This window comes from Achromobacter pulmonis (assembly GCF_902859765.1).
Classification (GTDB): Bacteria; Pseudomonadota; Gammaproteobacteria; order Burkholderiales; family Burkholderiaceae_B; genus Achromobacter; species Achromobacter pulmonis.
Genome location: NZ_CADIJV010000002.1, coordinates 279,962 through 301,741, shown reverse-complemented (window position 1 = coordinate 301,741; position 21,780 = coordinate 279,962). Strand labels below are relative to the sequence as shown.

General features: G+C 63.9%; 19 protein-coding genes and 1 pseudogene. 18 read left to right on the top strand and 2 right to left on the bottom strand.

Features of this window, described 5'->3' with window-relative positions; translation table 11 throughout:
• Window positions 1-254: 254 nt before the first annotated feature.
• Window positions 255-2,237 carry a relaxase/mobilization nuclease domain-containing protein gene (locus HV701_RS02965; RefSeq protein ID WP_033945451.1) on the top strand — a complete coding sequence of 661 codons (1,983 nt, stop codon included), beginning with the start codon at window positions 255-257 and terminating at the stop codon, window positions 2,235-2,237.
• 76 nt (window positions 2,238-2,313) lie between these two features.
• Here HV701_RS02965 and HV701_RS02960 read toward each other — a convergent pair.
• Both HV701_RS02960 and HV701_RS02955 read right to left on the bottom strand, forming a co-directional pair.
• Window positions 2,314-3,734 (bottom strand): annotated as a pseudogene (locus HV701_RS02960) (heavy metal sensor histidine kinase).
• On the bottom strand, window positions 3,718-4,410 hold the full coding sequence (locus HV701_RS02955) for a heavy metal response regulator transcription factor (protein ID WP_012202383.1): 693 nt from the start codon (window positions 4,408-4,410) through the stop codon (window positions 3,718-3,720). Before HV701_RS02955 ends, HV701_RS02960 begins: the two are co-directional and overlap by 17 nt.
• A gap of 255 nt (window positions 4,411-4,665) precedes the next feature.
• Here HV701_RS02955 and HV701_RS02950 point away from each other — a divergent pair, with 255 nt between their 5' ends.
• From HV701_RS02950 to trbJ, 17 genes are all read left to right on the top strand, one after another.
• Window positions 4,666-6,567: a copper resistance system multicopper oxidase gene (locus tag HV701_RS02950; protein ID WP_012202382.1), complete on the top strand. Its 1,902-nt coding sequence runs from the start codon at window positions 4,666-4,668 to the stop codon at window positions 6,565-6,567.
• 25 nt (window positions 6,568-6,592) lie between these two features.
• Window positions 6,593-7,573: a copper resistance protein B gene (locus tag HV701_RS02945; protein WP_012202381.1), complete on the top strand. Its 981-nt coding sequence runs from the start codon at window positions 6,593-6,595 to the stop codon at window positions 7,571-7,573.
• Window positions 7,574-7,610: 37 nt separating this feature from the next.
• Window positions 7,611-8,096: a DUF411 domain-containing protein gene (locus HV701_RS02940; protein WP_003090303.1), complete on the top strand. Its 486-nt coding sequence runs from the start codon at window positions 7,611-7,613 to the stop codon at window positions 8,094-8,096.
• A 33-nt stretch (window positions 8,097-8,129) separates the two neighbouring features.
• Window positions 8,130-8,402: a DUF2933 domain-containing protein gene (locus tag HV701_RS02935; protein ID WP_008063316.1), complete on the top strand. Its 273-nt coding sequence runs from the start codon at window positions 8,130-8,132 to the stop codon at window positions 8,400-8,402.
• A gap of 154 nt (window positions 8,403-8,556) precedes the next feature.
• Window positions 8,557-10,995, top strand: a complete 2,439-nt coding sequence (locus tag HV701_RS02930; protein WP_079383069.1) for a heavy metal translocating P-type ATPase — start codon at window positions 8,557-8,559, stop codon at window positions 10,993-10,995.
• A 141-nt stretch (window positions 10,996-11,136) separates the two neighbouring features.
• The gene (gene copC / locus HV701_RS02925) at window positions 11,137-11,523 is read left to right on the top strand and encodes a copper homeostasis periplasmic binding protein CopC (RefSeq protein ID WP_008063308.1); all 387 of its coding nucleotides are present in this window, start codon (window positions 11,137-11,139) and stop codon (window positions 11,521-11,523) included.
• Between the two features lie 4 nt (window positions 11,524-11,527).
• Window positions 11,528-12,454 carry a copper homeostasis membrane protein CopD gene (copD, locus tag HV701_RS02920; RefSeq protein ID WP_008063304.1) on the top strand — a complete coding sequence of 309 codons (927 nt, stop codon included), beginning with the start codon at window positions 11,528-11,530 and terminating at the stop codon, window positions 12,452-12,454.
• A gap of 128 nt (window positions 12,455-12,582) precedes the next feature.
• Window positions 12,583-12,867, top strand: coding sequence for a CopK family periplasmic copper-binding protein (locus HV701_RS02915; protein ID WP_175131614.1), 285 nt, complete (start codon window positions 12,583-12,585; stop codon window positions 12,865-12,867).
• A gap of 147 nt (window positions 12,868-13,014) precedes the next feature.
• Window positions 13,015-13,941 carry a LysR family transcriptional regulator gene (locus HV701_RS02910; RefSeq protein ID WP_012202378.1) on the top strand — a complete coding sequence of 309 codons (927 nt, stop codon included), beginning with the start codon at window positions 13,015-13,017 and terminating at the stop codon, window positions 13,939-13,941.
• Window positions 13,942-13,954: 13 nt separating this feature from the next.
• Window positions 13,955-14,182: an EexN family lipoprotein gene (locus HV701_RS02905; protein ID WP_016451559.1), complete on the top strand. Its 228-nt coding sequence runs from the start codon at window positions 13,955-13,957 to the stop codon at window positions 14,180-14,182.
• A gap of 217 nt (window positions 14,183-14,399) precedes the next feature.
• On the top strand, window positions 14,400-16,421 hold the full coding sequence (locus HV701_RS02900) for a conjugal transfer protein TraG (protein ID WP_012202376.1): 2,022 nt from the start codon (window positions 14,400-14,402) through the stop codon (window positions 16,419-16,421).
• Window positions 16,418-16,882 (top strand): ribbon-helix-helix protein, CopG family, encoded by a 465-nt coding sequence (locus HV701_RS02895; protein ID WP_012202375.1) that lies wholly within the window; start codon window positions 16,418-16,420, stop codon window positions 16,880-16,882. The genes HV701_RS02900 and HV701_RS02895 overlap by 4 nt, the downstream gene beginning before the upstream one ends.
• Window positions 16,879-17,940, top strand: coding sequence for a P-type conjugative transfer ATPase TrbB (gene trbB / locus HV701_RS02890; protein WP_012202374.1), 1,062 nt, complete (start codon window positions 16,879-16,881; stop codon window positions 17,938-17,940). Before HV701_RS02895 ends, trbB begins: the two co-directional genes overlap by 4 nt.
• Complete coding sequence (locus tag HV701_RS02885) at window positions 17,937-18,320, top strand: TrbC/VirB2 family type IV secretion system protein (protein ID WP_012202373.1); 384 nt, start codon at window positions 17,937-17,939, stop codon at window positions 18,318-18,320. The genes trbB and HV701_RS02885 overlap by 4 nt, the downstream gene beginning before the upstream one ends.
• Entirely contained in the window at window positions 18,317-18,589 is a 273-nt protein-coding gene (locus tag HV701_RS02880; RefSeq protein ID WP_003103993.1) for a VirB3 family type IV secretion system protein, read from the top strand. Before HV701_RS02885 ends, HV701_RS02880 begins: the two co-directional genes overlap by 4 nt.
• A 15-nt stretch (window positions 18,590-18,604) precedes the next feature.
• Window positions 18,605-21,058, top strand: a complete 2,454-nt coding sequence (gene trbE / locus HV701_RS02875) for a conjugal transfer protein TrbE (protein WP_012202372.1) — start codon at window positions 18,605-18,607, stop codon at window positions 21,056-21,058.
• Window positions 21,055-21,780: a P-type conjugative transfer protein TrbJ gene (gene trbJ / locus HV701_RS02870; RefSeq protein WP_012202371.1), complete on the top strand. Its 726-nt coding sequence runs from the start codon at window positions 21,055-21,057 to the stop codon at window positions 21,778-21,780. The genes trbE and trbJ overlap by 4 nt, the downstream gene beginning before the upstream one ends.

Genomic DNA, 21,780 nt, shown 5'->3' with positions numbered 1-21,780 from the left:
GCTGCTGGTGCAGCCTTGCCACCGGGCCGCAGTTGCCGGGATCGAGAACCTGGGGGACAGGGGGAGGCAAATGCGGAAGGCAAGACAAAAGGACGCGGCACCGGGCCGCGTCGAAAGCCTGTCTGCACGTGGGGGTGGCGCGGCACGGAGCGGCTTTGCCGCCGTGCCGCTTGGGGCGCGAAGCCCGCGCCGATGCAGTCATGTCCACGTGCTTCGCACGCCCGGACACGCCAGAGCTTGCAGGGAGCCCAGCCATGACCAACCGCCGCGATGACGATTTCCGCATCCGCCCCAGCGCCCCGAAGAACCGGGGCCAGGGCTTCGTTTCCAAGGTGCTCAAGCAGGCAGGAAAGGCCAGCAGCGGCAAGTCGGCGGTGCGCCGTCCTGGCGGCAGTGGCAAGGGCGCCGGCATCGGCCAGCGGCCCGGCTCGCGGCTGGGACGCGGCCACACGGCGGCGCGCTTCGCGGGCGCGAAGCTCACGCCCATGTCGCGGCGCGTGACCATCAAGACGCTGCTGGTCAATCAGCAGCGGGCCAGTCCGCAGTCGCTCGCCAAGCACCTGCGCTACATCGAGCGCGACGGCGCCGGCCGCGACGGCGAGCCAGGCCAAGCCTATGGGCCGCAGACCGATGCTGCCGGCCTCGACGCCTTCAAGGAACGCTGCGCCGACGACCGGCACCATTTCCGCTTCATCCTCTTGCCGGAGGATGGCGCGGAACTGGACGACCTGCGCACCTACACGCGGCATCTCATGGGCCGCATGGAAGCCGACCTGGGCACACGGCTGGAATGGGTGGCGGTCGATCACTGGAACACCGACAACCCGCACACCCACTTGATCGTGCGCGGACGCGACGACACCGGCAAAGACCTCATCATCGCGGGCGACTACATCGCCGATGGCTTCCGGCATCGCGCGTCCGAGCTGGCGACCGAATGGCTGGGGCCACGCACCGAGCTGGAGATCCAGCAGACCTTGCAGCGTGAAGTGGATCAGGAGCGATGGACGAGCCTGGATCGCACGCTCAAACGCGAACTGGGCGACGATGGCTTGGTGCATGTCGAACGGTTCAACGAACCGCGGCTGCAACGCCAGCGCCTGCTGCTGATCGGCCGCCTGCAACGCTTGCAGCGCCTGGGCCTGGCCGACGAGATGCAGCCGGGCACCTGGGCCGTCCACGCCGATGCCGAAAAGACGCTGCGCGCCCTGGGCGAGCGTGGCGACATCATCCGCACCATGCAGCGGGCCATGCGCGGCGAGCCGCGCGAGCTGGCGGTGTTCGAGGCGGGCGACGATGGCCGAACCATCCTCGGCCGCGTGGCCGCGAAGGGGCTGGCCGACGAGCTGCGCGACCGGGGCTATCTGGTCATCGACGGCGTGGACGGCAAGGCCCACTACGTCGCGCTCAACACCCGCGACGAACTGGCGAACTATCCGGCCGGCGCGGTGGTGGAGGTGAAGGGATCGGCCGATGTGCGCGCGGCCGACAAGAACATCGCCGCGCTGGCGAGCGATGGCCTGTACCGCACCGACCACCACCTCGCCATCGCGCAGGGTCAGGCCATGCCCGGCCGCGATCCACAGGAAGTCGTCGCAGCCCATGTCCGTCGGCTGGAAGCCTTGCGCCGCGCCGGCATTGTGGAGCGCGTGGCCGAAGGTCTATGGAAGGTGCCGGACGATCTGCCCGAGCAGGGCCGCCGCTACGACGCGCAGCGCCTGGGCGGCGTGGCCGTGGAGCTGAAATCGCACCTGCCCATCGAGCGGCAGGCCCGAGTGATCGGGGCCACCTGGCTCGACCAGCAGTTGATCGGCGGCGGCTCGGGTCTGGGCGACCTGGGCTTTGGCGGCGAGGCCAAGCAGGCGATGCAGCAGCGCGCCGACTTCCTGGCCGAACAGGGACTGGCCGAGCGGCGCGGGCAGCGCGTGATCCTGGCGCGCAACCTGCTGGGCACGCTGCGCAACCGGGAACTGGCACAGGCCGCGAAGGACATTGCCGGCGAAACCGGCCTGGAGCATCGCCCGGTGGCCGATGGGCAGCGCGTGGCCGGCATCTACCGGCGCAGCGTCATGCTCGCCAGCGGGCGCTACGCGATGCTCGATGACGGCATGGGATTCAGCCTAGTGCCGTGGAAACCAGTGATCGAGCAACGGCTAGGTCAGCAACTTGCTGCCACTGTACGCGGCGGTGGCGTGTCATGGGAGATTGGACGGCAGAAAGGCATGTCCATCATCTGACGAGCAACCTGCTTCCGACGAGTCGAAACTGCGCCCATCCACGATCTGCATTCTCCCGCAATGGCGAGAGGCCAACTTAAGCGATGCGAGGCAGCGTTAGATCAAATTTAGTCGCTGTATCGCTGGACGTTGCCTGCACATGTCCACCATGAGCTTCGGCAATTGATTTGACGATGGCCAGCCCTAGCCCTGCACCTGCGTTCTTTCGTTGGCGGGCAGGATCTACTCGGAAAAGCGATCGAATAACTTCGGCAGATCAGCCTCCGAAATTCGCTCGCCCGGATTTTCGACACTTATCGTTGTCCATCGCTCATCTTGCGCCAAAGCGACTGTAATACGCGACCCATAGGGAGTATGACGGATTGCGTTGGAAAGAAGATTGTTGAGCGCCCGCAGCAACATCTCACGATCCGCTCGTATTGGTTCGGCAGCACCCTTTGCGTAAAGTGTGATGTTGCGGTCTTCAGCTAATGCCTCGAAGTAGTCAAACAAACCTCGGATCAACTCAGCCAAGTCGATTTCGCCGAGGCGGAGATTTCGAGGGTCATTTTCCGTTTGAGCTAGAAACAACATGTCGCCGATCATGCGACTCATGCGATCAAACTCCTCCAAGTTGGAGTAGAGGATCTCCCGATATTCCTCTGCACTGCGGGGTTGCCCGAGCGCCACATGGGACTGCGTAATCAGGTTGGTAACGGGTGTACGCAACTCGTGCGCAATGTCGGCGGAAAAGTGCGACAGGCGGACAAACCCTTCCTCGATTCTGGCCAGCATGTCGTTGAAGGCGACCACAAGTTCAGCCAGTTCTATAGGTACGTCCAGAGGATCAAGTCTCACATCTAGCTTTGAAGAGCGGATCGTGCGAATCTCCTCGTTGACCTTGCGGATTGGAAGGTGGCCCCATTGCACGGCCAGCCAAGCCACCCCGAGCGCAATGCAGAGAACAAGGCAGGTCGCCCACCAGAGCATGCGCTTGAACTCTGCCAAGAAATCGAGATGAAAGCCGATGTCCATGGCAGCGACGATGCGGTAGCCAGGTGCCGCCGAATCGTCGGCAGGCAGTTGTAGCGCCACACCTCGATAAGACCTCTGATTCTCTTGCCACACCGTCAAATCGTCGGCGGTGATGCGGTTGACCAACTTTTTGCTGCTGGCAAGTTTCGACAGGTCAGGACCCGGCGTGGCATAGATGGTATTGCCCGGCCGATCATAGACACCATAGGTCATCCCATGATGTCCTGCCACTGCATTGGCTAAATGCTGCCGCAACTCATCTTTGTCCATGTCATTAGCGATCTGTCGCAACGGCTCTGCCAAGGCCGTGACCACTGCGTCCAGTTCATGGGCGTCCTGTTGGGCAAAGTGGTGCTCCAGGGATCTAACGACAACCCAGTTGAACGCTAGAAATACCAAGGTAGTGGCAATGCCAACCAGGGCCGTGACCCTCAATGCAAGCGACGCGGGACGGCTTCGCCGTGGCTTATGGCGCGAGGTCATCATCAGGCGCATCGAGCGTGTATCCCATGCCACGTACAGTGTGGATGAGCTTTGGATTGAACGCATCGTCGATCTTTGCGCGCAGACGACGGATGGCCACATCAATGACGTTGCTGTCGCTGTCGAAATTCATGTCCCATACCTGAGACGCAATCAACGAACGCGGCAGAACTTCACCCTGTCGGCGTGCCAGCAGTTCGAGCAACGCGAACTCCTTGCTGGTGAGATTGATGCGCTGACCAGCGCGCGTTGCACGTCGGCGCGGCAAGTCCAGCACCAAATCGGCAACTTGGATGCGATCAGGCTGGCTCGGAGCGCTTCCGCGTCGCAGCAGCGTCCGCACCCGCGCCAGCAATTCCGAGAACGCGAACGGCTTGACGAGATAGTCGTCTGCCCCCAGTTCCAACCCCTTGACGCGGTCATCTACGCTGCCACGTGCGGTTAGAAATAGCACAGGGACTTGTTTGCCAGCATCTCGCAGCGAACGCACGATGCGCCAGCCATCGACATCCGGCAGCATGACATCCAAGACCACCAAATCGTAGGTCTCGCTCATGGCCAAGTGGTGTCCGTCCAATCCGTTACGCGCCAGATCCACGACGAACCCTGCCTCCATGAGACCTTGGCGGACGTAATCCGCCGTCTTGTTCTCGTCTTCAACGACCAACAGCTTCATCGCATGCCCCATGAAATCGCTGCGGCGTAAGGAATTTTGCCGCCCACGATGCCCCATTCATCTGCTTCTTAGGGGCAATGTAATAGTCGCTTCCTGCCACGAAGATGACGCGACCATTACATGAATGTAATCCAAGGGTCATTCATCCGAAAGTGGTCACTCCATAGCATGACCTCCATGCGTCGAACCGTGCCGCCCAAGACCAAAGGCGGCTCTAAAGACGACTTTCAAGTTATCTATGGAGGATTTCAGGCCATGCCGCCTCGTTCGCCCTTTGTAATCGCGCCCCCACTGGGCCTGTCTCGTCGGCGTTTTGTTCAGGGGCTGGCCGCTGGCGGCGTCCTGGCCGGGCTGTCCACCCCGGCGCTCAGGGCATTTGCCCAACAAGGCTCCGCGACGCGCGGTGCCGCCCCTGTGCTGAAGGGCACCGAGTTCGACTTGGTGATCGCCGAATCGCCCGTGAACTTCACGGGCAAGCCAGGCGTGGCTACGACCATCAACGGCTCGCTGCCGGCACCGACATTGCGTTGGCGTGAGGGTGACACCGTCACAATCCGTGTGACCAACAAGCTGCGTGAAGCCACATCCATCCACTGGCACGGGATCATCCTGCCGTATCAGATGGATGGCGTGCCGGGCATCAGCTTCAATGGCATCGCTCCCGGCGAGACCTTCACGTACCGCTTCAAGGTTCAGCAAAGCGGCTCCTACTGGTACCACTCGCACTCCGGCTTCCAGGAACTCACGGGCATGTACGGGGCGATCATCATCGACCCCGCTGGTGCCGAGACCATCCGCGCCGACCGTGACCACGTGCTGCTGTTCTCGGATTGGACCGACGAAGACCCGATGCGGGTGTTCACCAAGCTCAAGTCCCAAAGCGGCTACTACAACTACAACCAACCTACCGTCTTCGACTTCTTCCGGGACGCCTCGCGCGACGGCATGGCCGCTGCGATCGACAAGCGCAAGATGTGGAACGAGATGCGGATGAATCCGACGGATCTCGCCGATCTGTCTGCCGCCACGCTGACCTATCTGGCCAACGGCGTCACCCCCGCCGGCAATTGGACGGCGCTGTTCCGACCGGGTGAGCGCGTGCGGCTGCGCATGGTCAACGGTGCGGGCAACACCTTCTACGACGTACGCATTCCCGGACTGAAACTCACGGTGGTGCACGTCGATGGTGTTGACATGGAGCCGGTGACGGTCGATGAGTTCCGATTCGGTCCGGGCGAAACCGTCGATGTGATCGTCCAGCCACGGGATGACGCTTACACGATCTTCGCCCAGGCGATGGACCGGACAGGCTACGCGCGGGCCACGCTGGCCGTGCGTGAAGGTCTTCAAGCTCCCGTGCCTGCCCTCGATCCGGTCGAATGGCTGACCATGAACGACATGATGGGCAGCATGATGGGGGGCATGGACCACGGCGGGTCCGGCCAAGCCATGGAGATGACGGGCATGACGGGCATGACGGGCATGACCGGGATGACCGGGATGGGCTCGGGTTCGATGTCCGGGATGGATCATGGGGCGATGGCTGGCATGAATCACGGCGCCATGAACCACGGTGGCATGGCGATGGATCACAGCCAACACGCCGCGGCGGCGGGGGGACTGGCCGTGCCCAGCACTACTGCTCGCCACGCTCGCACCGAGTATGGTGCCAGCACGGACATGCGCGTTGACATGGCGCGCACCAACCTCGATGACCCCGGCATCGGACTGCGCAACAACGGTCGGCGAGTGTTGACCCTCGCGGATCTGCATACCCCGTCGGGGCCGCTGGACAAGAGAGGCCCTGGCCGGGAGGTCGAACTGCACCTCACGGGCAACATGGAACGCTACGCATGGTCCCTGGACGGGCTGGAGTTCGGAAAGTCCACGCCGGTGCACTTCAAACACGGCGAGCGGCTGCGGGTCATTCTGCACAACGACACCATGATGACCCATCCCATGCACCTGCACGGCATGTGGAGCGAGCTGGAAAGCCCCGACGGTCGCTTCCTTGCGCGCCGCCACACCCTGCCGGTGCAGCCGGCACAACGCATCAGCTTCCTGGTGACAGCCGACGCGCTCGGCCGCTGGGCGTGGCACTGCCACCTGATGTTCCACATGGATGCCGGCATGTTCCGCGAAGTCGTGGTGTCTTGAACCCAGCGCACAAGGAAGACCAAGAATGTCCAAAGCACTCCCCACTCGCGCACTGGCCACGACGCTTCTGGCCCTGGTAAGCGTCGCCGCCCAGGCACAAGCACAGAACGACCATGCAGCGCACGGCCAGGCCGACGCTCAAACGGCCGCGCCATCCACTCAGACCGTGGCTCCTGCCGCCGACCCGCACGCGGGTCACGCGACGTCGGCGAGCGGCTCGACCGCGGCCCCGGCCATGGATCACGGCAACATGCAGATGCAGGGCGGGTCGGCGCCTCCTGACGCCCGCGATCCGCATGGCTACTCCAATGGCCTGACATTGGGATCGGGCGACTACGCCGTACCCGGTGTGCCGCGGCTGATGCTGGCCGACGAACACAGGTTCTTCTCGTTGCGCGGCGAAACCCTGGAACGCCGCTTCACGCGCAAAGGGGACGATTCCACGGCCTACAACCTCCAGGCTTGGTATGGGACGACCTACAACAAGGCCGTCGTGAAGGCCGAAGGCGATATCGCCAAAGGAAAGCTCGAAAAATCGCGTACCGAGCTTCTCTGGGGGCACGCCGTCGCACCGTACTGGGACACCCAGCTCGGCGTTCGGGTGGATAACGGAAAAGGCCCGAGCCGTCAATGGTTGGCTTTCGGCATCCAGGGCCTCGCCCCCTACTGGTTCGAGCTGAAGGCGACGGGCTACGTGGGAAGTGGCGGACGTACGGCGCTGCGTGTCGAAGGCAGCTACGAGCTGCTGCTGACCCAGCGACTGATTCTGGAGCCTCGTGCCGAATTGCAGTTCTATGGCAAGGACGACCCGGAACGCGGTATCGGCAAGGGCTTGGCCGAAGCGTCTGCTGGCTTGCGCCTGCGCTATGAATTCAGTCGCCAGTTCGCCCCCTACATCGGCGTGGAACGGGCGGGCAGCTTCGGACGCACCGCGGACTATGTGCGCGCCGAAGGTGGCCGCGCGCAGCAGACGCGCTGGGTGGCTGGCGTGCGATTCTGGTTCTAGAACCTTGTGGGTTTGATCATCTGATGAGAGGCAATCTATGAACATGCACTACGACAGAAGCCAGGGCAAAGTGCCGAGACGCCAAGCATTGATCGCTGGCTTGTTGGTGATGGCACTCGCAGGACCGAGCCTGGCGCAGAGCCGACCGATCGCCAAGGTGTGGAAGGACCCGAGCTGCGGTTGCTGCAAGGACTGGGTCTCACACCTGCAAGGCGCAGGCTTCGATGTGCAGGTTCTTGACACCGGGAACACGGCAGCGCGCACGCGGCTGGGCATCCCGCAGAAGTACGGTTCGTGCCACACGGCGCAGATCGGCGGCTATGCCATCGAGGGTCATGTGCCTGCCTCGGACATTCAACGCTTGCTGCGCGAAGCCCCGCAGGCCATCGGCCTCGCGGCGCCGGGCATGCCGGTCGGTTCGCCCGGCATGGATGGTCCGGCCTATGGTGGACGCAAGGACGCCTACGACGTGCTGCTGATCGGGAAAAACGGTAGTAGCACGGTCTATCAGTCGCATCGCTGACCATCCATCAACCCTTTTCCGTGGAGATATGCCATGCAGCATCAGCACACACAGACCCCCAGCGATCGTCCCCGGTTCTGGCGATCGCGCTACGGCGTGGCGTTCCTCATCATCGCCGCTGTCGCCGCGTATTTCCTGCTCAAGGAGCACACGGCACATGTTGCCGGCTATCTCCCCTTCCTGCTGCTGGCGGCTTGTCCGCTGATGCACCTGTTCATGCACCGTGGTCACGGCCACGGCGGACACGATCATGCCGCGCGTCAGGGTGAGGAAGGTGCCGCACCCGCCAAGGAGCAGAAGCAATGAGTCGCGTGCTCGCACCGTGCGAGCACGCGACGCCGCGCTTGTCTCCTTGCGCGCCTGCGGCCTGCTGCGATCACCAGACACCAACGGTTAACGGCGGAGGGCACTTGTCACTATGAATTCACCCAGCAAGTCTTCAGGACATGAGCACGCAGGCATGGCGGCGGGTGCCACAACGTCCGGCCCGCATACGCACCACCATCACGCCAGCCATGCCGGCAGTGACGACGCGGGCGGGTCCTCAAGCCACTCGCAGCCCGATGCCGCGACGCGCGATCCGGTGTGTGGCATGGCGGTCACGGCGGCGTCGGAGCACCGCTCCACGCACTTGGGGAACACGTACTTGTTTTGCAGCACCGGATGCAAGGCCAAATTCGACACCGATCCGGCGCGATATGCCAGCGGTGGCGCGGGCATAGGCACAGGCAGCGGCCATGCGCCGCATCACCATGCCAGCACCGCAGTTTCACCGGCCCCGGCGGCATCGCCAACCGCACCCGGAACGATCTACACCTGCCCGATGCACCCGGAGATCCGCCAGGATCATCCGGGAACCTGCCCCAAGTGCGGGATGACGCTGGAGCCCCTGCTGCCCGACCTCGACGACGACAACCCGGAGTTGCGTGACTTCTCGCGTCGCTTCTGGTGGACCTTGCCGTTGACGCTCGTGGTCCTGGCGCTGGCGATGCTGGGCGAGCGGCTGCACCTGATGGACATGGCTACGCAGAGCTGGGTCGAGTTGGTGCTGTCGTTGCCGATCGTGCTGTGGGCCGGCTGGCCCTTCTTCTCCCGCGGCTGGCTGTCCGTGGTCAACCGCAGCCCGAACATGTGGACACTGATCGGCCTGGGAACGGGTGCGGCATTCATCTACAGCGTCGTGGCAACCGTTGCGCCGGAAGTGTTTCCAGCCTCCTTCATGTCCATGGGACGGGTCGGCGTGTATTTCGAGGCCGCCGCCGTCATCATCTCGCTGACACTGCTCGGCCAGGTGCTGGAACTCAAGGCCCGCTCCCAGACTTCGGCGGCTATCAAGTCGCTGCTGGGGCTGGCGCCCAAGACCGCGCGGCGCATCAATGCGGACGGCAGCGAGGAAGACGTGCCGCTCAGCCATGTGCACGTCGGCGACCTGCTGCGCATCCGACCCGGCGAGAAGGTGCCGGTGGATGGCATCGTGCACGAGGGCAGCAGCTCGATTGACGAATCCATGCTGACCGGCGAACCGCTGCCCGTCAGCAAGCGCGCGGGCGACAAGGTCATCGGGGCCACACTCAACACCAACGGCGCGCTGGTCATGCGTTCGGAGCGGATCGGCTCGGACACCGTTCTATCGCAGATCGTCCAGATGGTCGCCCAGGCGCAGCGTTCCAAGGCACCGATGCAACGCATGGCCGATGTCGTTGCCGGCTACTTCGTGATGGCCGTCGTCGCCATTGCGGTCACGACGCTCTTTGTATGGGGATTCTTCGGGCCACAGCCCACCTGGGTCTATGGACTGATCAATGCGGTGGCCGTCCTGATCATCGCCTGCCCGTGCGCGCTGGGTCTGGCCACGCCGATGTCGATCATGGTCGCAACGGGCCGTGGCGCCACGCAGGGCGTGTTGTTCCGCGATGCCGCGGCGATCGAGAATCTTCGCAAGGTCGATACCCTCGTCATCGACAAGACAGGAACCCTGACCGAAGGCCGACCTGCTTTCGATCAGGTCGTCGCAGCACGCGGCTTTACGAACGATGAGGTGCTGCGTCTTGCGGCCAGCCTGGACCAGGGCAGTGAACACCCCCTGGCCGACGCCATCGTGCAGGCCGCGCGTGCCCAGGGCCTCCAACTCGTGAAGCCTCAGAGCTTTGAATCGGGAACCGGCATCGGCGTGCGCGGAAAGGTTGAGCACCGGCAACTGGCGTTGGGCAACACAGTGCTGATGGAACAGTCTGGCGTATCGGTGGAACCGCTCGTACCCCAGGCCGAAACTCTGCGCGGCGAAGGGGCCAGCGTCATGTACTTGGCTGTGGACGGGCAACTCGCGGGTTTGCTCGCCGTATCCGACCCGGTCAAGGGCAGCACCCCCGAGGCCCTGGCCGCGTTGAAGGCTGCGGGCCTGCGGGTCATCATGGCCACCGGGGACGGGCAGACCACCGCCAAAGCCGTCGGTGCACGCCTAGGCATCGACGAGGTGCATGGTGAGGTCAAGCCGGCGGACAAGCTCATGTTGATCGAGCGGCTGCAGAAAGAAGGCCGCATCGTCGCCATGGCCGGAGACGGCATCAACGACGCGCCGGCCTTGGCGAAGGCAGACGTGGGCATCGCCATGGGAACGGGAACCGACGTGGCGATGAACAGCGCTCAGGTCACGCTGGTCAAGGGCGACCTGCGTGGCATTGCTGTCGCTCGCACGCTCTCGGTGAGTACCGTGGGCAACATGAAGCAGAACCTCATGTTCGCCTTCCTCTACAACGCGCTGGGCATCCCCATCGCCGCCGGGGTTCTCTATCCCCTCACGGGCTGGTTGCTGTCGCCCCTGATCGCAGCATTGGCGATGAGCCTGAGTTCGGCATCGGTCGTGGGCAACGCCTTGCGGCTGAGAGCGAGCCGACTGTGACCGAAACATCTTTCAGAACCAACAGGAGTCTGCTATCGCCCAGCGAACCGTTTCTTTCGTTCCACGCCGTTGCGAAGGTGCAAGCCTTATCTCGGCATTTCGTTCTTAAACCACACCTCACACATCCAGGTAGAAACTTCTATGACCCGTTCACATTTCATCGCCAAGCTCGTCGCGCCGATCGCTGCTGGCCTGTTCGCCACCGCCGCATTCGCGCATCCTTCGCTGGTGTCTTCAACGCCGGCCGACAAGTCGCAGGTTTCCGCGCCAGCCACCATCGAGCTGAAGTTCTCCGAAACGCTGGTGCCGCAGTTCTCCGCCGCAAGCCTTGTCATGACGGGCATGCCGGGAATGGCGAGCCATGGCCCGATGAAGATCAACGCCAGCGTCGCGGGTGCCGGCGACGGCAAGACCATGGTCATCACGCCGGCACAGGCGCTCCAGCCGGGCGACTATCGCGTCGAATGGCGTGCCGTCTCCTCGGACACGCATCCGATCACGGGTAACGTCACCTTCAAGGTGAAGTAAGCCCATGGCCGGGGATTGGTTGACCATCGTCCTGCGCCTGGCGCTTTATCTGGACCTGGCGGCGGCGTTTGGCGTCGCCATGTTCGGACTCTATGCTTTGGGCAACGACGAGCGATCCTCGACGATCTCGCGCCGCTATCGCGTACTCATTGGCGCATCCGCCGCCATCGGCATTGTCCTGTCGATGTGGGGCATGACGGTCATGGCCAAGGCCATGTCCGGCGCCCAAAGCTACGCGGAGCTGTCAACGCACGTTTTCGACATGCTCATTACGGGCACGCACATGGGCATCGCCTGGTGCATTCGCATCCTGGCGTTAGTGACGTGTGTGCTCATCGCAGTGTTGCGCATGAATTCAACACTGCGTTTTGCAGCGATGGCCGCTTCCAGTGGTGTGGCGTTGGCGACCCTTGCATGGGCGGGACATGGCGCCATGGATGACGGCGTGCGCGGATACATTCATCTCGCTTCGGACATCACGCACCTCTGGGCGGCCGGTGCCTGGGTAGGCGCATTGATCGCGTTCTTGGTGCTTGCGGCGAACAAACCAAATACCGGGCAAGGCTCAGTAGAGATCCTGAGCCGAACATCCAATGGTTTCGCTCGGATAGGTACTGTGATCGTGGCGGCACTCGTCGTGACCGGAGCCCTGAATTACCTGTTGATCGCTGGGCCATCGCTTGATCCGCTCTTCTCAACGCTCTATGGCCGCCTGCTCGTAGGAAAACTCCTGTTGTTCGGAGGAATGCTCGCGCTGGCGGCAGCCAATCGGTTTCGACTGAGCCCAAGTCTGGAGGCGGCATTGAGAACAGGCAACCACGCACACGCGGTCGTCAAGCTACGGCAGAGTCTGTTCACGGAGGCGACATTAGCCGTTCTGGTTTTGGCGAGCGTTGCGTGGCTTGGCATCCTTTCTCCCAACGGCACCTAATCCTTGACTGGCACCAAATGACAGCACATGAATTGAATGTAATGCACGGGTAAGCGATCTGTAGATCGCGCGCTTCTACATTTAACGGCGCGGCGCAAGTTGTCGTCGTTTTCACAAAGGAGTCGATCATGAAATCGCAAATTGTCATTGCCGCCCTGTTGAGCGCCCTCTCCGTGCCTGCCTTCGCCGGTCATGCAGCAGCCCAGGCAGCCAAGGAGATGGTTCCGCTGGCTGACGGGGGAACGCTGTACGTCTTCAAGGATGGAAAGATGGCACAGGAAAGTCGCTTCGGACGCGCCGTGTATCAATCCATCGGCGCCTCAGTGGCGACGAAGGACGGGCGGAACATTGCCATTACCAGCAATGAAGTTGCTCGCCTCAGCTCGCTGCTTGAACAGGAGTACGGCGGGTAATTCGCGCGATCTGCTGATGCCTCCCAATGGCGTCAGAAAGAAGTCCCAGCGCCTGTCCGATTCGGATAGGCGCATGGCCTTCGGTGACTACCCCGGACAGAAGATTCAATGTGTAGGTTCAAATAACACTTAATAGGAGATTGATTTGTGGAGCTTCGTCATCTACGGTGTTTCCTCGCTGTAGCAGAGGAGCTTCACTTTGCCCGCGCTGCCGAGCGGTTGCACATCGACCAATCTCCGTTATCTCGCACCATCAAGGAGTTGGAGGAAGAACTCGGCGCACGCCTGTTTGTCCGCACCACTCGCAGCACACAACTGACCCGCGCTGGACGGCTGTTTCTGGAGCACGTTCAGCGAGTCTTTACAGTGCTGGAGCAGGCCCGCGATAGTGTCAAGTCCGCCGCCAACGGCTTTTGCGGCCAGTTGCGTATTGCCTTGTCCGATGGCGTCACGCCTTCGCGCCTGCCGGCATTGCTGGCGCGCAGCCGCGAAGAGGACCCCGAGGTGGAAATCCGATTGTTCGAGGTGCCTTTGGATCAGCAGATCAAGGGGCTTCATAGCGACCTGTATGACGCGGGCTTCTCGATGGCAGAGGATGCAGGTGATGGCATCATCGTCACTCCTGCATGGGAAGACGAATTGATGGTGGCGGTACCAGCCCGCCATCCGGTGCTTGCCTTCAAACAGATCCCGCTGAAGGAGGTGTTGCGCCATCCGCTGGCGCTGGGCGACCCAGCAGTGTGCGAAGGCCACGCGCGCCAGGTCGATCGGTTCCTACGCACATGCGGACAAGAGCCGCTGATCGCGCAGCGCGTGGCGACCTTCGACGTGATGATGACTTTAGTCTCCGCCGGCTTAGCATTGGGCTTGGCGGGCGAGGCGCACATTGCTTCCAGCCGCGAGCCGGGAGTCGTGGCCCGGCGCTTGGCGGGCAAGCCGACTATGCTCATGACCTATCTGCTGCGCCGCGATACGGAGCCGTCCGAAATGCTGGCTCGATTTATCGAACGAGTAGATTTTATTGATTCGGCTGATGAACTCGGCATCCCCGAAGACCTTCCACGCGACCGATAGTAGGAATAAGGCTATGAACAAAGTGATATTGCTGATATTGGTCACTGCACTGCCTGCATGCGGTCCTTCTCAACCTTCGGAAACCGTGGATGCGCTCGTAGCCAATCCCGAACGCATCAAAGAGATTCAACGTCAATGCAAGGAAGACCGCGCGAAGGTTGGCGACGAACTATGTCTGCGTGCTGCCGAAGCCGCCAAACGGCGATTTTTCGGTGATCGGCCCGAGCAAAAATCCAAGTAGGTTATCTCTCGGTCGCTTCGCTGCGACGAAGTTCTCGCTGTTACCTCACTACGCCGCAATGCGCTCGCGCTTGCGGCGTTTTTATTGCTTTCGCCACTAAAGGAAATCTGACTTTTTGGGCCTAAATTGCCGCCACATCGGCCTTTGACCGACCTGCGCGAACGCCTTGATCCTCAGTGCTGCGGCACCTCTGTGTGCCGTGATCGGAGGCGAGGTTATGCAAGGGACGAACGTGCTGTTCGGTCAGATCGCCGTGGTATTCGGCATCGTGATCGCTGGCGTATGGAGCGCCACGCAATGGACAGCAGCAGCCCTTGGCTACCAGCTACGCCTTGGCTCGCCCTGGTTCGATCTTCTCGGCACACCGATCTACCACCCGTGGAAACTGTTCGAGTGGTGGTTCTTCTTCGATGCCTACGCGCCGCGCGTGTTCGATACCGGCGGCGCCATCGCGGGCGGCAGTGGCCTGCTGGCGGTGGTGGTCGCCATCGGTATGTCGATCTGGCGCTCGCGCCAATCGCGGCTGGTTACGACCTACGGCTCGGCACGCTGGGCGAACGCGGATGACATTCGCAAGGCTGGCCTCACGCAGCCGGCCGGCGTGTTCCTCGGCCAGCACGACCGCCAGTACCTGCGGCATGAAGGCCCGGAACACGTCCTGACCTTCGCGCCCACGCGCTCGGGCAAAGGTGTGGGCCTGGTGGTGCCGACGCTGCTTTCCTGGCCAGCCTCGGCCGTCATCCACGACATCAAGGGCGAGAACTGGCAGATCACCGCCGGTTGGCGCTCGCGCTTCTCGCATTGCCTGCTGTTCAACCCGACCGATGCGAAGTCAGCGGCCTACAACCCGCTGCTGGAGGTACGGCGCGGCGCGCATGAGGTGCGCGACGTGCAGAACATCGCGGACATTCTGGTTGATCCCGAAGGTGCGCTGGAGAAGCGCAACCATTGGGAAAAGACCTCGCACGCGCTACTGGTTGGGGCCATCCTGCATGTGCTCTACGCAGGCGAAGACAAGACTCTGCGCGGCGTCGCCAACTTCCTCTCCGACCCGGCCAGTCCGTTCGAGCTGACCTTGCATCGGATGATGACTACGCCGCACCTCGTGAACGAGGAAGGTGGTGGCCCACATCCCGTGGTGGCATCCGCTGCGCGCGAAGTCCTCAACAAGAGCGATAACGAACGCTCGGGCGTGCTGTCCACGGCCATGTCGTTCCTCGGCCTGTACCGCGATCCCACGGTGGCCGAAGTCACCTCGCGTTGCGATTGGCGCATCGCTGACCTGATCGCTGCCGAGCATCCGGTATCGCTGTACCTCGTGGTGCCGCCTTCGGACATTTCGCGGACGAAGCCGCTCATTCGCCTGATCCTCAACCAGATCGGCCGGCGCCTCACCGAATCGCTCGACGGCTCCGACGGCATTCAGCGCCGCCACAAGCTGCTGCTGATGCTCGATGAGTTCCCGGCGCTGGGGCGGCTCGACTTCTTCGAGACGGCCCTGGCCTTCATGGCGGGCTACGGCATCCGCAGCTTCCTCATCGCGCAGTCGCTCAACCAGATCGACAAAGCCTATGGCCAGAACCATTCGATTCTGGACAACTGCCATGTGCGCGTGACGTTCGCCACGAACGACGAGCGCACGGCCAAGCGCATTTCCGAAACGCTCGGCACCGCTACCGAGCTGCGCGCGCAGCGCAACTACGCGGGCCATCGGCTCGCGCCGTGGCTGGGCCACCTGATGGTGTCGCGCCAGGAAACCGCGCGCCCGCTGCTGACGCCGGGCGAAGTCATGCAGCTTCCGCCTGACGAGGCCGTGGTGATGGTGTCCAGCGTGGCGCCGATCAAGGCGAAGAAGCTGCGCTACTACGCGGACGCCAATTTCAAGCGTCGCGTGCTGCCACCGCCCGCGCTGGCGGATGGGCAGTACGCCGACGCGCCGCCATTGCGGCCCGACGACTGGAGCGGGTTGGCGATTCCGTCCGTGCCCGCTGCACTGGCCGCCGCGTCCGCTGATGGCCTGGAGAACTTGGGTTCGGCCGACGACGGCGGCCCGCGCCGTCAGCCCGAACTCTCCGAAACCGTCGCCTACGACTCCGAGCTGGCCGCTCCCACGGCCGACCTCGCGCTGCTCGATGACGACGACGACCTGCCGCTTCCCCTTCCTCGCCAGCTTGATCCGGCCATGCAGCGCAGCGCCCGGCTGGCTTCCCTCGACCCCAACGACGGAATCGAGCTATGAGCCACTATCGCCTCAACCTGTTCATCCAGCCGGAGCACGCCAAGCGGCTCGATGAGCTGGCCGCCAAGAAAGGCGTGTCCAAGTCGTCCATCGTCGCGGCGGCGCTCGCATCATGGCTGTCGCCCGATGCCGCCGACCAGCGCGAGGCGGCCATTGCCAAGCGGCTGGATCGCCTCTCGCGCCAGGCCGATCGCATGGAGCGCGACCAGAACATCGCCATCGAAACGCTGGCGCTGTTCATCCGCTACTACCTGACCGTGAGCACTCCGGTTCCCGAGGCGCACCAAGACGCGGCACGCGCGCAAGGCAAGGCGCGCTTCGAGCAGTTCACCGAGCAGCTTGGCCGCCACCTGCTGCGGGGCCGCAGCCTGGTGCGCGACGTGGTGGAGGAACTGCATCCCGACCCAATGCGGATGGAAGACGCGGCGGCAGCCGCGCAAGCGCAGGAGCGTGCCTCATGAGCGCCGCGCCTTCATCCCTCACCACCTCGCTCGACCGCCGCATCCAGATGCTGCGCACGGCGATGGGGCCGCTGATCGCCGCCGCGCTCGAAGACCCGGACGTGGTGGAGGTGATGCTGAACCCCGATCGCACCCTTTGGGTGGATCGGCTTTCCAGTGGGCGCGCGCCGATGGGCGCGGAGTTGCCGGAGACGGACGGCGAGCGAATCATCCGCTTGGTCGCGGCCCACGTTGGCGCAGAAGTCCATCGCGGGCAACCGCTGCTGTCCGCCGAGTTGCCCGAAACCGGCGAACGCTTCGAGGGCATCTTGCCGCCCGCTGCGCCGGGGCCGGCCTTCGCGCTGCGCAAGCGCGCCATCGGCGTCATCCCTCTGTCGCGCTACATCGAGGACGGAATGATGACCGCCGAGCAGGCGGGCTTTCTCGTTCGCGCCGTGCGCGAGCGCCAGAACGTCCTGATCGCAGGAGCCACGAGCAGCGGCAAGACCACGCTCGCCAATGCGCTGCTGGCCGAGATCGCCGCCACGGGCGACCGCGTACTGGTGCTCGAAGACACCATCGAGTTGCAATGCGCGGCCCGCGACCATGTGCCGCTGCGCACGCGCGCCGGCGTCGTGTCCATGACCGAACTGGTGCGGTCGTCCATGCGCCTGCGGCCTGATCGCGTCGTCGTCGGCGAGGTGCGCGGCGCCGAGGCGCTGGATCTCATCAAGGTGTGGGGCACCGGCCATCCGGGCGGTATCGCCACGATCCACGCCGGCTCCGCGCTCGGCGCGCTGCTGCGCCTGGAGCAACTGATTCTCGAAGTGGCGGTGAACCCGCCGCGTGCGCTGATCGCCGAGGCGGTCAACGTGGTGATCCATATCGCCGGGCGCGGGCGCAAGCGCCGCATCGAGAGCATCGCCCGCGTCGTCGGCTTTGACGGCGTGGGCTACCGATTGGCGGATTGGGAGGCGGACGCGCTGGACACGCCGTTTCCCGAGTTGTCGCCAAACCCCGATGCCGTACCCGCTGCGGCGACTTCCTCATCCCTTGACTCACTTGGAGAACTGCCATGACGCAGATGACCATTCCTGCTTTCCGTTTTTCTGCAAATCCGGCTTTGCGTCTTGCGCGGCTGCGCTGCCTGGCCCGTCCTGCGGGGCAAGGGCTGCTGCTGGCCGCGTTGCTGTTGTTCCTGGCCGGAGCCGCGCAGGCCGCCGGTTCCTCGATGCCGTGGGAAGGCCCGCTGCAATCCATCCTCGAATCCATCCAGGGGCCGGTGGCGCGCATCGTCGCGGTCATCATCATCATCGCCACGGGCCTCGCGCTCGCGTTCGGCGACACGTCCGGCGGGTTCCGCAAGCTGATCCAGATCGTATTCGGTCTGTCCATCGCGTTCGCCGCTTCGAGCTTCTTCCTGTCGTTCTTCAGCTTCTCCGGCGGGGCGGTCGTATGAGTGCCCCTGACACCTTCGCGGACGGCTTCGAGGTGCCGCTGCATCGCTCGCTGACCGAGCCGATTCTGCTGGGCGGTGCGCCGCGCACCGTAGCGATCGCTAACGGCACGCTGGCCGCCGCTGTCGGCCTGGGCCTGCAACTGTGGATTCCGGGCGTCGTGCTCTGGATCGTCGGCCATTCGCTGGCGGTGTGGGGTGCGCGCGTCGATCCGCAGTTCATGCAGGTCTTCGCCCGGCACATCAAGCACCGCCCGCTGCTGGACGTGTGAGGGGAGGACGCCGCGATGCTGAACCTCGCCGAATACCGCCAGCGCCCGGCCTTGCTTGCCGACTGGCTGCCCTGGGCCGGGCTGGTCGCACCGGGCGTCGTCTTGAACAAGGACGGCAGTTTCCAGCGCACGGCCCGGTTTCGCGGGCCTGACCTCGACAGCGCGACGCAAGGCGAGCTGATCGCCACGTCGGCGCGGTTGAACAACGCGCTGCGCCGCATGGGATCGGGCTGGGCGCTGTTCATCGAAGCCGAGCGCCGGCCTGCGGCCGACTATCCGCACTCGGAGTTTCCCGAGCCGCTTTCGTGGGTGGTGGAGGAAGAACGCCGGGCCGCCTTCGAGGAATCGGGCCATCACTTCGAGAGCGGCTATCACCTGACGTTGCTTTACCTGCCGCCGGAAGAATCCCGCGCCCGTGCAGCCAAGATGCTCTACGAGAACACACCGACGAATGGCGTGGACTGGCGCGAGCGGCTGCAAGCCTTCGTCGCGGAAACGGATCGCGTCTTTGACCTGCTCGACGGCGTGATGCCGGAAATCGTCTGGCTGGATGACAGCCAGACGCTGACCTACCTGCACACGACCATCTCGACGCGGCGCTACCGCGTCGGTGTGCCCGAAGTGCCGTTCCACATCGACGCCCTGCTGACCGACTCGCCGCTGGTCGGTGGCCTGGCGCCCATGCTGGGCGACCAGCACCTGCGCGTGGTGTCGGTGCGCGGTTTTCCGACCTCGACCTGGCCGGGGATTCTGGACGACCTCAACCGCTTGGGCTTTGCATATCGTTGGAGTACGCGCTTTCTCTGTCTCGACAAATCCGAGGCGGAAAAGGAACTCACCCGCCTGCGCCGCCAGTGGTTTGCAAAAAGGAAGAACGTCATCGCGCTGCTGCGCGAAACGATCTTCCAGCAGGAAAGCCCGTTGGTCGATACTGACGCCAGCAACAAGGCGACCGACGCCGATGCCGCCTTACAGGAGCTGGGCAGCGATCAGGTCGCCTTCGGCTATCTCACCGCCACGGTGACGGTGCTCGATGCCGACCCGGCCGTAGCCGACGAGAAGCTGCGCATGGTGGAGCGGGTCATCCAGGGGCGCGGCTTCGTCACCATCCCGGAAACGCTCAACGCCGTGGATGCGTGGCTGTCATCCATTCCGGGCAACGCTTACGCCAACGTGCGCCAGCCCATCGTCTCGACGCTGAACCTAGCACACATGATGCCGGTGTCCGCAGTATGGGCGGGGCCGGAAAAGAACGACCACCTCGACGGCCCGCCGCTGATCGTCACGCGCACCGATGGCGCGACGCCGTTCCGGCTGGTGACGCACATCGGCGACGTGGGCCACACGCTGGTCGCAGGCCCGACCGGCATGGGCAAGTCGGTCTTGCTCGCCACGCTGGCGATGCAGTTCCGTCGCTATCGCGGTTCGCGCATCTTCGCCTTCGACATGGGCCGCTCGATGCGGGCCACGATCCTGGGCTTGGGCGGCGAACACTACGACCTGGGCACGGATGGCGAAATCGCCTTCCAGCCCTTGGCACGCATCGACCGCGAGGGCTACCGCACCTGGGCCGCAGAATGGGTCGAAGGCCGCTTGCTGCACGAAGGCGTGGCGGTCGGCCCCGACGAGAAGGCGGCTATCTGGTCGGCGCTTGGAAGCCTCGCCGGTGCGCCGGTGGAGCAGCGCACGATGACCGGCCTGTCGGTGCTGCTGCAATCGAACGCGCTGCGCCAGGCGCTCGCGCCCTACGTGCTCGGTGGTGCGCACGGCAAGCTGCTGGACGCTGACCACGACCGGCTCGGCATGGCCGACGTGCAGTGCTTCGAGATGGAGGAGCTGATGCACAGCAAGGCCGCCGTCATGGCCGTGCTGCATTACCTCTTTGCGCGCTTCGATGAACGCTTCGACGGATCGCCCACGCTGCTGATCCTCGATGAAGCGTGGTTGTTCCTCGATGACCCGGTGTTTGCCGCGCGTATCCGCCAGTGGCTCAAGACGCTACGCAAGAAAAACGTGTCGGTGATCTTCGCCACGCAGTCGCTCGCGGACATCAAGGATTCGAGCATCGCCCCCGCGATTATCGAAAGCTGCGCCAGCCGCATCTTCCTGCCGAACCCGCAGGCGACTGAGCCGCAGATTCGCACGATCTACGAAGGCTTCGGCCTCAACAGCCGGCAGATCGAGATCGTCGCCACCGCGCAGCCCAAGCGCGACTACTACTACCAATCCCGCCTCGGCAACCGCCTGTTCGACCTCGACCTGGGGCCGGCCGCGCTGGCGTTTGCGGGCGCTTCCACGCCGCAAGACCAGCGCGACATAGACCGCGTGCTGCTGGACGCCGGCGTACCCGGCTTCGCGGGCGCCTGGCTGCGCCATCGCGGCCTCGATTGGGCGGCCGACCTGCTGCCCTCGTTCCCCGGCCTTGCGCCGGGTTCCCTCGCTGATCAACCCCTGGAGAACCTGTCATGAAAAAGCGTCTTGTCGCCGCCGCAATCGCGGCCATGCTTTGCACCGCCACCGCCCATGCGCAATGGGTCGTGGTCGATCCCACCAACCTCGTGCAGAACACGCTGACCGCGATCCGCACGCTGGAGCAGATCAACAACCAGATCCAGCAGCTTCAGAACGAAGCGCAGATGCTGATGAACCAGGCGCGCAATCTCGCCAGCCTGCCATCCAGCGTGGTCGGCCAGTTGCGCGCCAATCTGGCGACCACGCAGCGGCTGATCGACCAGGCGCGCGGCCTGGCCTACGACGTGACGAATCTGGATCGGGAGTTTCAGCGCCTGTATCCCGAGCAGTACGCCGCCACGGTGAGCGGCGACCAGATGTACCGCGACACGCAGGAGCGATGGAAGAACACGCTCAACGGCTTGCAGACCACGATGCGGATGCAGGCCCAGGTTTCGCAGAACCTGGGCGAAGACGAAAGCGTGCTCGCCGACCTCGTGGGCAAGAGCCAGTCAGCCGAAGGTGCGTTGCAGGCGATGCAGGCCATGAACCAGTTGCTGGCCTTGCAGGCCAAGCAGTCGATCCAGTCGCAGCGGCTCCAGATCACGCAGGATCGCGCTGCCGCGCTGGAACTGGCGCGGCAGGCGGCGGCCACGGAGCGCGGACGTGAGATGACGCGCCGCTTCCTGGGCAGTGGCACGCCGTACACGCCGCAAGCCGTCGATTTCTACAACCACTGA

Coding starts and splice junctions, on each gene's coding strand:
- HV701_RS02950 (WP_012202382.1), top strand. CDS start 4,666: ATGCCGCCTCGTTCGCCCTTTGTAATCGCGCCCCCACTGGGCCTGTCT.
- HV701_RS02945 (WP_012202381.1), top strand. CDS start 6,593: ATGTCCAAAGCACTCCCCACTCGCGCACTGGCCACGACGCTTCTGGCC.
- HV701_RS02930 (WP_079383069.1), top strand. CDS start 8,557: ATGGCGGCGGGTGCCACAACGTCCGGCCCGCATACGCACCACCATCAC.
- HV701_RS02935 (WP_008063316.1), top strand. CDS start 8,130: ATGCAGCATCAGCACACACAGACCCCCAGCGATCGTCCCCGGTTCTGG.
- HV701_RS02880 (WP_003103993.1), top strand. CDS start 18,317: ATGAGTGCCCCTGACACCTTCGCGGACGGCTTCGAGGTGCCGCTGCAT.
- HV701_RS02915 (WP_175131614.1), top strand. CDS start 12,583: ATGAAATCGCAAATTGTCATTGCCGCCCTGTTGAGCGCCCTCTCCGTG.
- HV701_RS02900 (WP_012202376.1), top strand. CDS start 14,400: ATGCAAGGGACGAACGTGCTGTTCGGTCAGATCGCCGTGGTATTCGGC.
- HV701_RS02885 (WP_012202373.1), top strand. CDS start 17,937: ATGACGCAGATGACCATTCCTGCTTTCCGTTTTTCTGCAAATCCGGCT.
- trbE (WP_012202372.1), top strand. CDS start 18,605: ATGCTGAACCTCGCCGAATACCGCCAGCGCCCGGCCTTGCTTGCCGAC.
- HV701_RS02965 (WP_033945451.1), top strand. CDS start 255: ATGACCAACCGCCGCGATGACGATTTCCGCATCCGCCCCAGCGCCCCG.
- HV701_RS02955 (WP_012202383.1), bottom strand. CDS start 4,410: ATGAAGCTGTTGGTCGTTGAAGACGAGAACAAGACGGCGGATTACGTC.
- copD (WP_008063304.1), top strand. CDS start 11,528: ATGGCCGGGGATTGGTTGACCATCGTCCTGCGCCTGGCGCTTTATCTG.
- HV701_RS02895 (WP_012202375.1), top strand. CDS start 16,418: ATGAGCCACTATCGCCTCAACCTGTTCATCCAGCCGGAGCACGCCAAG.
- HV701_RS02940 (WP_003090303.1), top strand. CDS start 7,611: ATGAACATGCACTACGACAGAAGCCAGGGCAAAGTGCCGAGACGCCAA.
- copC (WP_008063308.1), top strand. CDS start 11,137: ATGACCCGTTCACATTTCATCGCCAAGCTCGTCGCGCCGATCGCTGCT.
- trbB (WP_012202374.1), top strand. CDS start 16,879: ATGAGCGCCGCGCCTTCATCCCTCACCACCTCGCTCGACCGCCGCATC.
- HV701_RS02905 (WP_016451559.1), top strand. CDS start 13,955: ATGAACAAAGTGATATTGCTGATATTGGTCACTGCACTGCCTGCATGC.
- trbJ (WP_012202371.1), top strand. CDS start 21,055: ATGAAAAAGCGTCTTGTCGCCGCCGCAATCGCGGCCATGCTTTGCACC.